This is a genomic window from Cupriavidus sp. UGS-1 (assembly GCF_021213615.1).
Taxonomy (GTDB): Bacteria; Pseudomonadota; Gammaproteobacteria; order Burkholderiales; family Burkholderiaceae; genus Cupriavidus.
Genome location: NZ_JAJQJF010000017.1, coordinates 80952 through 96409 on the forward strand (window position 1 = coordinate 80952; position 15458 = coordinate 96409).

The 15458-nt window shown below is 69.0% G+C and carries 12 protein-coding genes; 9 read left to right on the top strand and 3 right to left on the bottom strand.

What is annotated here, in order from left to right:
• Nucleotide 1: 1 nt before the first annotated feature.
• Both LRR16_RS19630 and LRR16_RS19635 read right to left on the bottom strand, forming a co-directional pair.
• Entirely contained in the window at nt 2–3154 is a 3153-nt protein-coding gene (locus tag LRR16_RS19630; protein ID WP_023263838.1) for an efflux RND transporter permease subunit, read from the bottom strand.
• A 57-nt stretch (nt 3155–3211) separates the two neighbouring features.
• A complete protein-coding gene (locus LRR16_RS19635; protein WP_053822893.1) occupies nt 3212–4447 on the bottom strand; it encodes an efflux RND transporter periplasmic adaptor subunit in 1236 nt (411 codons plus the stop codon).
• 550 nt (nt 4448–4997) lie between these two features.
• On the opposite strand from LRR16_RS19635, the gene LRR16_RS19640 reads away from it, so the two are divergent.
• Nucleotides 4998–5717, top strand: a complete 720-nt coding sequence (locus tag LRR16_RS19640) for a TetR family transcriptional regulator (RefSeq protein WP_023264464.1) — start codon at nt 4998–5000, stop codon at nt 5715–5717.
• Nucleotides 5718–5781: 64 nt separating this feature from the next.
• Here LRR16_RS19640 and LRR16_RS19645 read toward each other — a convergent pair whose 3' ends face one another.
• Nucleotides 5782–6951, bottom strand: a complete 1170-nt coding sequence (locus tag LRR16_RS19645; RefSeq protein WP_082928402.1) for an ABC transporter substrate-binding protein — start codon at nt 6949–6951, stop codon at nt 5782–5784.
• A gap of 278 nt (nt 6952–7229) precedes the next feature.
• Here LRR16_RS19645 and LRR16_RS19650 point away from each other — a divergent pair, with 278 nt between their 5' ends.
• From LRR16_RS19650 to LRR16_RS19685, 8 genes are all read left to right on the top strand, one after another.
• Nucleotides 7230–7904, top strand: coding sequence for a response regulator (locus LRR16_RS19650; RefSeq protein ID WP_006579516.1), 675 nt, complete (start codon nt 7230–7232; stop codon nt 7902–7904).
• Nucleotides 7901–9379: a sensor histidine kinase gene (locus LRR16_RS19655; RefSeq protein WP_232206874.1), complete on the top strand. Its 1479-nt coding sequence runs from the start codon at nt 7901–7903 to the stop codon at nt 9377–9379. Before LRR16_RS19650 ends, LRR16_RS19655 begins: the two co-directional genes overlap by 4 nt.
• 226 nt (nt 9380–9605) lie before the next feature.
• Nucleotides 9606–10571, top strand: coding sequence for a tripartite tricarboxylate transporter substrate binding protein (locus LRR16_RS19660; RefSeq protein ID WP_006579518.1), 966 nt, complete (start codon nt 9606–9608; stop codon nt 10569–10571).
• A gap of 161 nt (nt 10572–10732) precedes the next feature.
• Entirely contained in the window at nt 10733–11206 is a 474-nt protein-coding gene (locus tag LRR16_RS19665; RefSeq protein WP_043436646.1) for a tripartite tricarboxylate transporter TctB family protein, read from the top strand.
• Nucleotides 11207–11236: 30 nt separating this feature from the next.
• Nucleotides 11237–12748 (top strand): tripartite tricarboxylate transporter permease, encoded by a 1512-nt coding sequence (locus LRR16_RS19670; protein ID WP_064574795.1) that lies wholly within the window; start codon nt 11237–11239, stop codon nt 12746–12748.
• A gap of 158 nt (nt 12749–12906) precedes the next feature.
• Entirely contained in the window at nt 12907–13965 is a 1059-nt protein-coding gene (locus tag LRR16_RS19675) for an AbrB family transcriptional regulator (protein WP_064574793.1), read from the top strand.
• A gap of 40 nt (nt 13966–14005) precedes the next feature.
• Nucleotides 14006–14422 carry a PaaI family thioesterase gene (locus LRR16_RS19680; RefSeq protein ID WP_006579522.1) on the top strand — a complete coding sequence of 139 codons (417 nt, stop codon included), beginning with the start codon at nt 14006–14008 and terminating at the stop codon, nt 14420–14422.
• Between the two features lie 2 nt (nt 14423–14424).
• Nucleotides 14425–15396, top strand: a complete 972-nt coding sequence (locus tag LRR16_RS19685; protein ID WP_232206875.1) for a patatin-like phospholipase family protein — start codon at nt 14425–14427, stop codon at nt 15394–15396.
• Nucleotides 15397–15458 lie beyond the last annotated feature (62 nt).

Genomic DNA, 15458 nt, shown 5'->3' on the forward strand with positions numbered 1-15458 from the left:
GTCAGATTTCCTCCTTCGGGTCCAGCCACTTCTGGTCCAGCATGCGCTGACGCTCGCTGCCCTTGAAGCGTTTGCGGATCACCACGAAGAACACGGGCACCAGGAAGATCGCCAGCACGGTGGCGGTGATCATGCCCCCCATCACGCCGGTACCGATCGCGCGCTGGCTGCCCGAGCCGGCGCCGGTCGAGATCGCCAGCGGCAGCACGCCGAGGATGAACGCGAACGACGTCATCAGGATCGGCCGGAAGCGCAAGTGCACCGCCTCCAGCGTCGCGTCGATCAGGCTGCGTCCCTGCGCCTGCAGGTCCTTGGCGAATTCCACGATCAGGATCGCGTTCTTCGCCGACAGGCCGATGGTGGCGATCAGGCCCACCTTGAAGTAGACGTCGTTGGGCATGCCGCGCAGTGTCACGCCGAGCAGCGCGCCGAGCACGCCCAGCGGCACCACCAGCAGCACGGCGGCCGGAATCGACCAGCTTTCGTACAGCGCGGCCAGGCACAGGAACACGATGATCAGCGACAGCGTGTACAGCATCGGTTCCTGCGCGCCGGCCAGCCGCTCTTCGAACGACTGACCCGACCACTCGAAGCCGAAGCCCGGCGGCAGCTTGGCGAACATCTCTTCCATCGCGGCCATCGCCTCGCCGGTACTGCGGCCCGGCGCGGCCTGGCCGGCCAGCTTGACCGCCGGCAGGCCGTTGTAGCGTTCCAGGCGCGGCGAGCCCATGATCCACTTCGACGTCGCGAACGCCGCGAAGGCCACCATGTCGCCGTTGCTGTTGCGCACGCGCAGCTTGGTCAGGTCGTCCGGCAGGCGGCGGTCCGCGCCTTCGGCCTGGGCGATCACGCGGCGCACGCGGCCCTCGTAGATGAAGTCATTGACGTACGAGGAGCCGAACGCGATCGACAGCGTCGAGTTGATGTCGGCGATCGACACGCCCAGCGCGCGCGCCTTCTCCCGATCGATGTCGATCTGCAGCTGCGGCGCGTCTTCCTGGCCTTCCGGACGCACGCCGGCGAGCACCGGATTCTGCGCGGCCATGCCGAGCATCATGTTGCGCGCTTCCATCAGCTTGGCGTGACCCTGGCCCGAGCGGTCCTGCAGGCGGAAGTCGAAGCCCGACGAGTTGCCCAGTTCCGGAATCGCCGGCGGGTTCAGCGGGAAGATGATCGCGTCCTTGATGAACGACAGCGCGCCGAAGGCCCGGCCCACCAGGGCCTGCGCGGTCTCGTCCGAGCCGGTGCGCTCCTTCCAGTCCTTCAGGCGCACGAACGCGATACCGCCGTTCTGGCCGCGACCGAAGAACGAGAAGCCCGCCACCGTGATCATCTGGTCGACGATCTTGCTTTCCTTCTGCAGGTAGTAGTCCTCGATCTGCTTGAGCACGCCGAGGGTACGCTCCTGCGTCGCGCCGTTGGGCAGCTGCACCACGGTGATGGTGTAGCCCTGGTCCTCGTCGGGCAGGAACGAAGACGGCAGGCGCTGGAATAGCAGCACGACCGCGGCGACGATCAGCCCGTACAGGATCAGGTAGCGGCCGGTGCGGCCCAGGATCTTCGCCACCATGCTCTGGTAGCCGGTGGCCGCCCGCGCGAACGTGCGGTTGAACCAGCCGAAGAAGCCCTTCTTCTCGTGGTGATGGCCCGCCTCGACCGGCTTGAGCAGCGTGGCGCACAGTGCCGGGGTCAGCGTCAGCGCCATCAGCGCCGAGAATGCCATCGAGGCGATCAGCGACAGCGAGAACTGGCGATAGATGTTGCCGACCGAACCGGCGAAGAACGCCATCGGGATGAACACCGCGGTCAGCACCAGCGTGATGCCGACGATCGCGCCGGTGATCTGGCCCATCGCCTTGCGGGTCGCCTCGCGCGGGGACAGCCCTTCCTCGCTCATGATCCGCTCGACGTTCTCGACCACCACGATCGCATCGTCCACCAGGATACCGATGGCCAGCACCATGCCGAACATCGTCAGCACGTTGATCGAGAAGCCGAACGCCAGCAGCATGCCAAACGTACCGAGCAGCGCGACCGGCACCACCAGCGTCGGGATGATCGTGGCGCGGAAGTTCTGCAGGAACAGGTACATCACCAGGAACACCAGCACGATCGCTTCGAGCAGGGTCTTGACCACTTCCTCGATCGAGATCTTGACGAAGGCCGAGGTGTCGTACGGCACGGTGTACTCGTAGTCCGCCGGGAAGAACTTCGACAGCTCCTCCATCTTCGCGCGCACCGCGGTGGCGGTGGCCAGCGCGTTGGCGGTCGGCGCGAGCTTGATGGCGATTGCGGCCGACTGCTTGCCGTTGGTACGGGCGACGGTCGAATAGTCGGCGCCGCCGAGTTCCACGCGGCCGACGTCGCGGATGCGCACCTGCGAGCCGTCCGGATTCACGCGCAACAGGATGTTGGCGAATTCCTCGGGCGTCGACAGCCGGCTCTGCGTGGTCACCGTGGCGTTCAGCTCGGTACCGCGCGGCGACGGCGTACCGCCCAGTTCACCGACGGCGACCTGGATGTTCTGCTCGGAGATCGCCGCGGTGACGTCCAGCGGGGTCAGGTTGTAGCCGGTCAGCTTGGCCGGATCGAGCCACACGCGCATCGCGTACTCGGTGCCGAACAGGTCGGCCTGGCCGACGCCGGGCACACGGCGGATCGAGTCCAGCACGCTGGCCGACACGTAGTTGCCCAGCTCGATCGCGCTGGCGCTACCGGACTTGGACGTCACGGTCAGGAACATCATGTAGTTGTTCCCGGCCTTCTCGACGCGCACGCCCTGCTGGCGCACTTCCGCCGGCAGGCGCGCCTCGACGCGCTTCAGGCGGTTCTGCACCTCGACCGAGTTCAGGTCGACGTTGGTACCCGGCTGGAAGGCGATGGTGATCGTCGCCAGACCGGTCGACTCGCTGGTCGACTGGTAGTACATCAGCCCGGGCGCGCCATTGAGCTCCTGCTCGATCACCGAAGTGACCGAGTCTTCGAGCGTCTTGGCGGAGGCGCCGGGGTAGGTCGCCGTGACGGAAATGGTCGGCGGCGCGATATTGGGATATTGGGCGATCGGCAGCTGCGTGATCGACAATATCCCGCCCAGCACGATGATCAGCGCGATCACCCACGCGAACACCGGCCGGTCGATGAAAAACTTGGCCATGAGGCTGGCTCCCTGTGTATTCCGCTATCTGCTTGCGCTTACCGCTAGGCGCGGTGCTCAGCCCTGCTTGGCCGCAGCCGCCGAAGCGGCCGCCGGTGCCGAGGCACCGCCCTGGCCACCAGCCGCGGCCGCGCCGCTCGCGCCACCGGCCGGGGCCTGCGCCTGGAACGGCACTGCCTTGGCCGGCGCACCAGGCTTGACCTTCTGCAGGCCCTCGACGATCACCTTCTCGCCGCCCTTCAGGCCTTCGGTGACCACCCAGCGATCGCCGATCGCCGGTCCCACCTTGACCGGCACCGCGGCGACGTTGCCGTCCGCGCCGACCACCAGCACCGAGGCGCCCTGGCCGCTGCGGATCAGGCCGCGTTGCGGCACGGTCAGCGCGTTCTCGTCGACACCCTGCTCGACCCGCACGCGCACATAGGTGCCCGAGAGCAGATCACGGCGCGGATTCGGGAACTGCGCGCGCAGCGTGATCGCGCCGGTGCTCGGATCGACCGTCATGTCCGAGAACAGCAGCTTGCCGGTCTCGCTGTACTCGGTGCCGTCCTCGAGGAACAGGCGCACCTTGGCACCGCCGTCGACGCCCTTGATCGCGCCCGACTCGATGGCACGGCGCAGCCGCATCACCTCGGTGGCGGGCTGGGTGAAGGTCACCCAGATCGGATCGACCTGCTCGACCAGCGCCAGCTGGGTCGCCTGGCCGTTGCCGACCAGCGCGCCCTCGGTCACCAGCGCACGGCCGGCACGGCCGGAAATCGGCGCGGTGACCGTGGTATAGCCCAGGTTGATCTGGGCCGTGGTGACGGCGGCCTTGGCCGAGGCGATCTCGGCGGCGGCCTGGCCGGCAGCCGCGACAGCCTCGTCATATTCCTGCTTGCTGACCGCGTTGACGGCCACCAGCGGCTTGTAGCGCTCGGCCTTCTGCCGCGCGGCGACCGCATTGGCCTCGGCCCGGGCCAGACTGGCCTTGGCCGACGCCAATTGGGCCTGGTACGGCGCCGGGTCGATCTTGAACATCACCTGGCCGGCCTTGACCTCGCCGCCCTCACGGTAGTTGCGCGACAGCACGATACCTTCGACGCGCGCCCGCACTTCGGCGGTGCGCACGCCCTCGAGACGGCCCGGCAGCTCGTTGACGACCGGCACCGCCGTCGGCGTCACCGTCACCACGCCCACCTCGGGCGGCGGCATCGCGCCGCCCTGCGGGGCGTCGTTGCCGCAGGCGGACAGCGTGAGTACCGTCAGCGCAGCGGTAACGGCAAGCAAACTCGAACGTTGGGACTTCCTCATCGATAACCCCGTGATGGCAATTTGAGATCGGCCGGATACGCCAAACGCCGGCCCAGAGCTAAGGGGCCGGCGTGGACGTCCTGTGCGGCAGAACCCCACGACGGACCGTCGTGGAGAAAAAGAACAATACTAGCCACAAACCGCAATGGTGCCGTATGGATTGCGACAGATGGTCGCGTATGCGTCACTAACTGCAGCCCGCAGGACCCGAATGGTCAGGATCTCTTGGTAGAAAGATGCGCAGGGCTGGTCCAAATTGTGGCTAGCGCGTAGTATATATACATTCAAGCATGTATGTAAGAGAAATATTGCACCGCAAGGATGCCCAGTCTCTTTGCCCCGCCGGGCTGCGGCCGCATATGCGGGGGCAACCGGGATCGGTTAGCATGCCGCCCGTCGCACCGCAGCAAAACAGAGCAGGGAGTCCAGTGGTACCGCAATTTCGTGACGGATTCGTTTCTTTCGTGGCTGGCCGGCGACCGGGTGCGGTCGCCACGATCCTCGGCGAAGCCGTCCCATTCGTCCCCACCGCCCACTGAAGACACCGCTTATGGCCAGACGTACCAAGGAAGAAGCCCTCGAGACGCGACATCGCATCCTCGACGCGGCCGAGGCCGTTTTCCATGCGCGTGGCGTGGCGCGGCCCTCGCTGGCCGATATCGCGGAGGCCGCCGGCGTGACCCGGGGCGCGATCTACTGGCATTTCAAGAACAAGAGCGATCTGTTTGCCGCCATGTGCGATCGCGTGCATCTACCGGTCGAGGCGCTGTGCGAACCGGAGCGGATCGCGAGCCAGGAGGACCCGCTCGGCGGCATCCGCGACATCGTTGCGCTGGTGTTCCGCGAGACGGTGGTCAATCCGCAATGGCGGCGCGTGTTCGAGATCGTATTCCACAAGTGCGAGATGGTGGACGACAACGGCGCCATCCTCGAGCGCCAGCGGCAATCGCACGAGCAGGGCTTGCTGAAGATGCGCGAGCACCTGCGCCTGGCGATCGAACGGGGCCAGTTGTCGGCGGATCTCGATCTGGACCTGGCGGTCAACGCCTTCCATGCCGCGATCGGCGGCGTGCTGGCCCATTGGCTGTTCGCGCCGGGCGACTTCGACCTGAATGCCGACGCCGAACGGCTTGCCGACGTCTTCGTCGACACGTTGCGCTTCGCCCCGTCGCTGCGCAAGGGCTATGTGCCGCGGCCGATGGCCAAGCTGGACGAAGAGATGGCGGCCTTGCGGCTCAAGGTCCAGCAGCAGCAATGCGCGGGCGGCTGATGCGCTGCGCGGCTACCGGCTGAACAACCCTCGTCCGTGTCGCCTCGCCCTCCTTGCTCCGACTTCATCCCTTCATCGCCTCCCGCCAGCGTGCGAGGAAGGCCTGCTTGCGCAGCGTGTCCTGCGCCGCCAGCAGCCCCGGCCCGACGCTGATCGGCTTGAACGCGTAGCCCAGCCGCTCGGCCAGCGCCGTCGCGGTATGGCCGCTCTTCGTATCGGTGCGGATCGTATAGAGCCGCGACGCCGAACGCGCCAGCAACGCCTGCCCCTCGCGCGACAGCAGGAAATCCAGCCATAGCCGCGCGGCCCACGGATGCGGCGCCCGGCGCGCGATAAAGGCGACGCGCGACATCACCAGCGTGTAGTCGCTCGGCGCCACCACGCCGATCGCCGCGCCGCGCTCCATCAGCGACAGCGCGTACGAGCCCAGCAGATTGTAGGCCAGCACCAGTTCGCCGCTGGCGACCGATTCGACCATGTCCGCGGTCGACGCCGACAGCCGCACGCCGGCGCGTCCCAGCGCCTGCGCCAGATACCAGAACTCGCCGCCCATGCGCGCATCCTGCTGGGCCAGCAGATAGCCGACGCCCGAGCGCTCGATGTCGTAGGTGACCACGCGCCCGCGCCAGCGCGCTGCGTTGTCCTGCAGCAGCCGCGCCAGCGCGCTGCGGCTGCGCGGCACCGGCATGCCGTCGAAATGGCGGCGGTTGTAGACGATCACCGCCGGCTCGAAGGTGGTGCCCCAGGCCTCCTCGCGCCAGCTCGCCCAGCCGGGCAGCCCCGCGCGCTCGGGCGAGGCGTAGTGCAGTGCGTGGCCGTCGTTGACCAGCTTGATCTGCAGGTCCATCGCGGTGCTCCACAGCACGTCGGCGTGATCGGCGCGGACCGGCTGCGCGGACTCGGCGAGGAAACGCTGGTTCAGCTCGATCGTGTTCAGGTCGCGATAGGCGACCTTGACGCCGGGAAAGCGCGCCTCGAAGGCATTGAGCAGCGGCCGCGCGACGTCCTCGTCGGTCGACGCATAGACCGTGACCATGCCTTCGCGCTGGGCGCGCGCGATGATCTGCGGGTAGTCGGCCGGATAGCCGGGCGGCGGGTTCACCGGGCTCGGCGCGGCGCCCGGCGCCGCGAATGCGCCTTGCCACGCCAGCGCCCCGGCGCCCGCCAGCAGCCGCCGGCGCAACGCGGAGGGCGGGTCGCCGCGATCGGCTGGCGCGGTCGGTTCGGCAGGCATGGCAGGCGGCAGGACAGGCAAGCGGCAGGGCGCGGAGGAAGGCGGGAAGGTTCGCGTCAACGCTCGCGGAAGCGGCGAACCGGCGCGACGGTGGAGCGGTATTATAGGCGCCCGGATCGGGCCGCAGTCACGATCGCATGGCACGCCCACATGGCACACCCTCATGGCACGCCCGCACGGCGACATCGCGTCCGAACGCGCTGGCCTTGATCCCGATCCGCTGCGATTTCCTTGTCCGCGTTCCTTATTCCGCGTACCAACTCCGGCAGGAGGCCGGCATGCGCATTCTGCTGGTCGAAGATGAAACCGAACTCGCGCACTGGGTGGCGCGTGCGCTGGAGCAGGGCGGCTTCGTGGTCGAACACGTGGCCGACGGCCTGCTGGCCGACACGCGGCTGCAGGCCGAGGAATACGACGCCGTGGTGCTGGACCTGCGCCTGCCCGGCAAGGACGGCCTGTCGGTGCTCAAGGCGATGCGCGGGCGCGACGACCGCACGCCGGTGCTGATCCTGACCGCGCAGGACACGCTGGACGAGCGCGTGCGCGGCCTGAACCTCGGTGCCGACGACTACCTGCCCAAGCCCTTCGCGCTGGCCGAACTGGAAGCGCGCATCCTGGCGCTGATCCGCCGCAGCCGCGGCCGCGCCCATCCACGGCTGCAATGCGGCGCGCTGGTGTTCGATGGCGAGACACGCAGCTTCACGCTCGGCGGCGCGCCGCTGGCGCTGACCCCGCGCGAATCGACGCTGCTGGGCGCGCTGCTGGCGCGCAGCGGCCAGCCGCTGACCAAGGCGCAACTGCTCGACAAGGTGTTTTCGCTGGACGCCGACGTCAATCCCGACGCCATCGAGGTGCTGATCTACCGGCTGCGCAAGAAGCTGTCCGGGCACGGCGTGACCATCGTCACGCTGCGCGGCTTCGGCTATCTGCTCGAGGCGGAGGCCACCGCTTGAGCCCGCCCGGTCGTCCCGCGGGCGGGCCACTGCGGCGCTGGCTGCGCGGCAGCCTGCGCCGCCAGCTGCTGGTGCTGCTGCTGCCCGCGCTGGCGGCGATGATGGCGCTCGACAGCTGGCTGACCTACGGCACGCTGCGCGACGCCGCCAATACCGCCTACGACCGCTCGCTGTACGGCTCGGTGCGCGCGATCGACAACGCGATCGGCATGGCCGGCGAGACCGTGCAGCTGACGCTGCCCGACGCCGCCATGGAGATGTTCGAGACCGCCGCGCAGACGCGCGTGTTCTATCGCATTGCGCTCGAACGCGAGGGCGATGTCGAGACCGTGACCGGCTACGACGACCTGCCGCTGCCGCGCGGCATGCTGGCCAACAACGTGCCGCGCTATTACGACGCGGTCTATCGGGACGCGCCGGTGCGCATCGCCGCGATGGCGCGCCCGGTCTACCGGCCGGACGCCCACATGCGCGTGATCATCCAGGTCGCCGAATCGGCCGAGCCGCGCGCGGCGCTGGTCGGCGCCGTGTGGCGCAACACGCTGGCGCGCGACGCGCTGCTGATCGTGGCCAGCGCGCTGATCCTGGTCGGCGGCGTGACCTTCGTGCTGCGCCCGCTCAAGCGCGTGCGCGACGACGTCGAGGCGCGCCCGCCCGACGACCTGACGCCGCTCGCGGTCGGCCCGGTGCCGGCCGAGGTTCGGCCGCTGGTCGATGCGGTCAACCGGCACGTGTCGCGCTCGGCCGCGATGGCGCAGGCCCAGGCGCAGTTCATCGCCGACGCCGCGCACCAGCTGCGCACGCCGCTGGCGATCCTGAAGACCCAGGCGGAGTTCGCGCGCCGCCAGCTCGACGGCAGCGGCGACCCGGCTCCCGCGCGCGAGGCGGTCGATGGCATCGTTTCGCAGCTGGAGCAGGCCTCGCGCCTGGCCAACCAGCTGCTGGCGCTGGCGCGGGTACGCCAGCACGAGGCGCAGACCGCGGAGGCGGGCGGCGAAGCGGCGGTGCCCGATACGGTGATCGACGCCGCCGCGGTGGCGGGCCAGGTCGCGCTCGACTACCTGCCGCTGGCACGCGCCAAGCAGCAGGACTTCGGCTGGGAGGACGGCGGCGGGCGGCCGTTGCCGGTGCGCGCCGACGCCGCGCTGCTGCGCGAGGCGCTGGCCAACCTGGTCCACAACGCGATCCAGTACTCGCCGCGCGGCAGCCGTATCACGCTGTCGGCCGCGCGCGAGCAGGGCAGCGCCTGCCTGGCGGTCGAGGACGACGGGCCCGGCATCCCGGCCGAGGAGCGCGAGCAGGTATTCGCGCGGTTCTATCGCCGCGTCGGTCACGACGAGCCCGGCTCGGGCCTGGGACTGGCGATCTCGCGCGAAATGGCGGCGCGCTTCGGCGGCAGCGTGACGCTGCACGAGGCCCGCCAAGGGCAGGGGCTGCGGGCCGAGTTGCGACTGCCGCTGGCCGCCGGCGCGTGATCCGGCCATACCGCGGGCCGCCCCTTTCGATCGCCGCCGATCGCCGCCGATTGCAGCCGACCACCGCCGGCATCTCCTCCCAAGTCCACCCGATCAGCGTAAACCCCAGTCAACAAGCTGAAGTTTTGACAGCTTATTGACAGTTTCCGGCTCCTAGAATCGCCGCCATGGCCGTCCGAGCGGCCACTGGAACCATAAAACCACGATATCGCAAGCAGGAGACGCCATGCGCCGCAACCTCGTTCGACTTCCCCGCCTGTTCCAATTTGCCTTGATCGGCGCCGCCGTGGCGGCCGGTCCGGCGTTCGCCGTCGACACCGCCAAGTTCATGATCGGCGCCAACCCCGGCGGCGGCTGGGACCAGGCCGGCCGCACGCTGGGCGCCGCGATGGTGTCGGCGGGCGTGGCCAAGTCCGCCTCCTACGACAACCGCGGCGGCGCGGGCGGCACCATCGGCCTGACCCAGTTCGTCAACACCGACAAGGGCAATCCCAACGCGCTGCTGGTCACCGGCGCGGTGATGGTTGGCGCGATCGAGACCAACAAGCCCCCGGTCACGCTGAAGAACGCCACGCCGATCGCGCGGCTGTTCACCGACACGATGGTGATCACGGTGCCGGCCAGCTCGCCGATCAAGTCGATCAAGGACCTGACCGCGCAGCTCAAGGCCAACCCGGGCAGCGTCAGCTGGGGCGGCGGCTCCAAGGGTTCGATCGACCATATCCTGGCCGGGCTGATCGCCAAGGACATCGGCGTCGATCCGAAGCGCATCAACTACGTGCCGTTCCAGGGCGGCGGCGAGGCCTCGGCCTCGGTGCTGGGCGGCCACGTGACGGCCGGCGTCGCCGGCGTGTCCGAGTTCCTGCCCTTCATCAAGAGCGGCAAGATGCGCGCGCTGGCGGTGACCTCGAAGGATCGCGTCGCCGATATCCCGACGCTGAAGGAGCAGGGCATCAACGTCGAGATCTACAACTGGCGCGGCGTCTATGGCGCGCCGGGCATCACGCCCGAGCAGCGCAAGGCGCTGACCGACGCGGTGGTCAAGGCGACCGAGTCGCCGTCGTGGAAGCAGGCGCTGGCCAAGAACGACTGGACGCCGTTCCTGCTGACCGGCGACGAGTTCGGCAAGTTCGTCGACGCCGAATCGGCCCGGCTGGGCGCGATGCTGCGCGAACTCGGCGTGGCCAAGTAAGTCCGCCGAACCCCGGCCTGGACACGCTCCAGGCCCCTTGCCGTCAGGGTCGATCGCGACCTGACGGCGGCACCGGCGCCGCGGCCTCCCGGACCGCGGCCCGTTCAGTTTCCGCCCCCGCCGATGCGATGCCCGCATTCGGCCTCGATCCGGAGCCCATCGTGAAACCTTCCCACACCGCCATCGGCATCGTCGTGCTGTTGCTGTCGGCCTGCTTCCTTGCCGGCATCGGCGACATCTCCGGCGAATCCGGCTATGCCGGCCTGTCGCCGCGTTTCGTCCCGACGCTGGTCGGCGTCGGCCTCGCCATCTGCGGCGCGCTGCTGACCTGGCAGGGCGTGCGCGGAGGCTTTCGCGCGATGCCCGAGGAGGACGCCGAGCTGCCCTCGCAGCCGCACAGCCCGCGCGGCCTGCTGTGGGTCGCCGCCGGCCTGCTGCTGAACATGGCGCTGATCGGCACGCTGGGCTTCGTGCTGGCGTCCACGCTGCTGATGGTCTGCGTCGCGCGCGGCTACGGCAGCCGCCGTCTGGTCCGCGACGCGCTGATCGGGCTGGCGATCACGGTGCCGATGTGGTTGCTGTTCGATTTCCTGCTCGGCATCAATCTGCCGCTGCTGCCGATCGCTGGCCTGTAATCCGCAGGTCAAGGCCAGGAGACAAACAACATGGATACGCTCAATCAACTGATCAACGGCTTTGCCGTCGCGATCACGCCGCTGAACCTGATGTGGGCGCTGGTCGGCTGCTTCCTGGGCACCGCGATCGGCGTGCTGCCCGGCATCGGCCCGGCGCTGACGGTAGCGATGCTGCTGCCGCTGACCGCCAAGGTCGAGCCCACCGCGGCGCTGATCATGTTCGCCGGCATCTACTACGGCGCGATGTACGGCGGCTCGACCACCTCGATCCTGATGAACACGCCGGGCGAATCGTCAACGATGATCACCGCGATGGAGGGCAACCTGATGGCCAAGCGCGGCCTGGCCGGCCCCGCGCTGGCCACCGCCGCGATCGGCTCGTTCGTCGCCGGCACCATCGCCACCGTGCTGCTGTCGCTGTTCGCGCCGGTCGCGGCCGACGTCGCGCTGCAGTTCGGCCCCGGCGAGTACTTCATGATCATGCTGCTGGCCTTCACCACGGTGTCGGCCGTGCTGGGTTCCTCGCTGCTGCGCGGCATGACCAGCCTGTTCCTGGGCCTGGGCATCGGCCTGGTCGGCATGGATTCGCTGTCGGGCCAGACCCGCTACACGCTCGGCATCCAGGAGCTGTACGACGGCATCGACATCGTCGTGGTCGCGGTCGGCCTGTTCGCGGTGGGCGAGGCGCTGTTCAACGCCTTCTTCCCGCAGCGCGAGGGCACTTTCAACAAGGTCGGTCGCGTGATGATGTCGCGCTCGGACTGGAAGCGCTCGATCCCCGCGTGGCTGCGCGGCACCTTCATCGGCTTTCCGTTCGGCCTGATCCCGGCGGGCGGCGCCGAGATTCCGACCTTCCTGTCGTATGCCAGCGAGAAAAAGCTGAGCAAGCATCCCGAGGAATTCGGCAAGGGCGCGATCGAGGGCGTGGCCGGACCGGAAGCGGCCAACAACGCCGCGGTGACCGCCACGCTGGCGCCGCTGCTGACGCTGGGCATCCCGACCTCGAACACCACGGCGATCATGCTGGCGGCGTTCCAGAACTACAACCTGCAGCCCGGGCCGATGCTGTTCCAGACCTCGGGCGATCTGGTGTGGGGCCTGCTCGCCTCGCTCTATATCGGCAACGTGATGCTGCTGGTGCTGAACCTGCCCGCGATCGGGCTGTGGGTCCGCATGCTGCGCATCCCGACGCCGCTGCTCTATGGCGGCATCCTGATCTTCGCGGGGCTGGGCGCCTACGGCATTCGCCAGTCGGCCTTCGACCTGCTGCTGCTGTTCCTGATCGGCCTGCTCGGCATGGCGATGCGCCGCTTCGACTTCCCGACCGCGCCGGTGATCGTCGGCATGATCCTCGGGCCGATGGCGGAGAAGCAGCTGCGCAACGCGCTGTCGATCAGCCAGGGCGACTGGACCATGTTCCTGCGCCATCCGATCTCGGCGTCGATCCTGGCGCTGACCGTGGCCGTCGTCGTGGTTCCGCGCCTGCTGCGCTGGCTGTCGCGGCGCTCGTCGATGCGGGGCGTGGCCGACGCGGCGAACTGAAGAATTGAAGAACGACATCCGGCGCAACGTCGTGCGCCACAATGCGCGACAATGCGCGTGACGCCACAAGGCCCGGGGCTCCCGGGCCTTGTCGTTTGCCTGCTCTCCTCCGACCACAAGAAAGAAGCGGCGGCGCCCTGCGCCAGCCTGCCACCGTCATGCGATCCGTACTCTCCCGTTGGCGTCCGACGCTGTTGACGCTGCTGCTTGGACTGGGCGCCGCCCTGCTGTGCGAATGGCTGCGCACGCCGCTGCCCTGGATGATCGGCCCGCTGCTGGCCGTGGCCGCGGCCCGCATGATGGGCGCCGACCTGCGCGCGCCATCGCAGGCCCGCAACGCCGGCCAATGGGCGATCGGCACCTCGCTGGGGCTCTACTTCACGCCCGACGTGGTCGCCAAGCTGATCGAGTTTTCGCCTTACGTGATCGCCGGCTCGCTGTTCGCGCTGGTGCTCGGCACCGCCGGCGCGCTGCTGCTGCGCCGGACCACCGGGGTCGCGTTCAAGACCGCCTTCTTTTCCACAGCGATCGGCGGCGCCTCCGAGATGGCCAACCTGGCCGAGCGCAACGGCGCACGGATCGACCAGGTCGCGGCCGCGCATTCGCTGCGCGTGTTATTGGTGGTAGTAATCGTGCCGGCGCTTTTTCAATATGGCGGTATTCATGGCCTCGATACCTATATCCCGGGGCCGCGCACCGTCGACGGGCTCGGGCTGGCCGCGCTGATCGCGATCACGGTGGCCGCCGCGCTGCTGATGCAACGGCTGAACCTGCCCAACCCCTTCGTCATCGGCACGCTGATCGCCGCCGCCGTGCTGACCGCCTCCGGCATCGAGCTGTCGGCGATCCCGACCTCGATGAGCCATGCCGGCCAGCTGCTGATCGGCGTCTCGCTGGGCGTGCGTTTCTCGCGCGAGTTCCTGCATACCGCGCCGCGCTTCCTGGCCGGCGTGGCGCTGTACACGCTGGTGGCGCTGGTGATATCGGCGCTGTTCGGCTGGGCGCTGGCCGCGCTGTCGGGCGCGCATCCGGCCACCGTGATCCTGGGCACCACGCCGGGCGGCATCGCCGAGATGTGCATCACCGCCAAGGTGCTCGAGCTCGGCGTGCCGCTGGTCACGGCCTTCCACGTGATCCGGATGGCCTTCGTGGTGCTGTGTACCGGCCCCCTGTATCATTGGCTGAAACATCGCGCCGCCCCGGAGGAGACCGAGTAGCCGGGCGGCCAGGACAACCGAGGACCACCGACGGGCCGCCATGCCAGAGACGACGCTTGCCATCGCCGACATCGACGCCATCCTGGAGCGCGTGCTGGCGCCCTGGGTCCGCCAGCTGAACCTGCGCGCCGAGCGCGTCGACGCGGACAGCGTCACGCTGCGCCTGCCCTTCGATCCCTCCCTTCGCCACGCCGGCGGCGTGGTCTGCGGCCAGGTGCTGATGTCCGCGGCCGATACCGCGATGATCGTCGCGATCTCCAGCGCGCTGGGCGGCTTCCGCCCGATGACCACCGTCAGCCTGACCACCAACTTCATGCGCCCCGTGATCGAGGGCGACATGCTGGTGCAGGCGACCGTGCTGCGGCTGGGCAAGACCGTCGTGTTCGGCGAGATCGCGCTGCGCGGCCCCGACGGCAAGCTGGCGGTGCAGGCCACCACCACCTACGCGCTGCTGTGACGATGTCTGCCACCCGCCCGGAGATGGCGGCCGACGCGCGCACCGCGCCGTCGCGCACGGCGCCGCGCACGGCGCCGCGCACACCCCAGTACGGCGGACCGTTCGAGCAGGTGGTATTCGCCGGCGGCGGCAATCGCTGCTGGTGGCAGGCGGGCTGGTGGGACACCGTCGCCCCCGAGCTTGGACTGCGTCCCCGCGTGATCGCCGGCATCTCCGCCGGCGCTGCCACCGCCTGCATGATTTACACGCACGAGTCGCGGCAGGTGATGGACTACTACCGCGGCGTGCTGGCCGGCAACAAGCGCAACGCCTACTGGCGCAATCTGCTGGGCAACCAGCGCGTGTTTCCGCATTACGGCATCTACCGGGCGGCGCTGCTGTCGATCCTCGGCGACGGCCGCCTGGCGCGGCTGCAGGCCGCGCCGGAGATCCGCGTCGGCGTGGCCCATATCCCGCGCTGGTGCGGACCGCGGCTGGCGGTAATGGCGGGGCTGCTGGCCTACAACATCGACAAGCATCTGCTCAAGACGCTGCATCCGCGGCTGGGCCGCAGGCTGGGCTTTCATCCCGAATTCGTGCGGGCCCAGGACTGCGCGACGCCCGAGCAGCTGGCAGACCTTTTGCTGCAGTCCTCCTGCACGCCGCCGTTCACGCCCGTGCTGCGGCGCGATGGCCGCGCGGTGCTCGACGGCGGGCTGGTCGACAACGTACCGGTCGACGCGCTCGACCCGACGCCGGGCGACGTGCTGGTGCTGATGACCCGGCTGTATCCGCGCCCGCGCCGTTTCGTGGTCGAGTGGAACGGCCAGCGGCGCCTGTATCTGCAGCCGTCGCGGCGGGTACCGATCTCCAGTTGGGACTACACGCGCCCGGAAGGCATGACGCTGGCCTACGACCTGGGCCGGCGCGATGGCGAAACCTTCCTGCGCGAATGGACGGCCGAGGCGCCAGCCGACCTGGCGCCGGCGTCGTAGCGCGGGAGCGGCGCAGCGGCTGCTCCCTTCGGGGTTCTTGCAATTCTCGCGGCCGGCGCGCC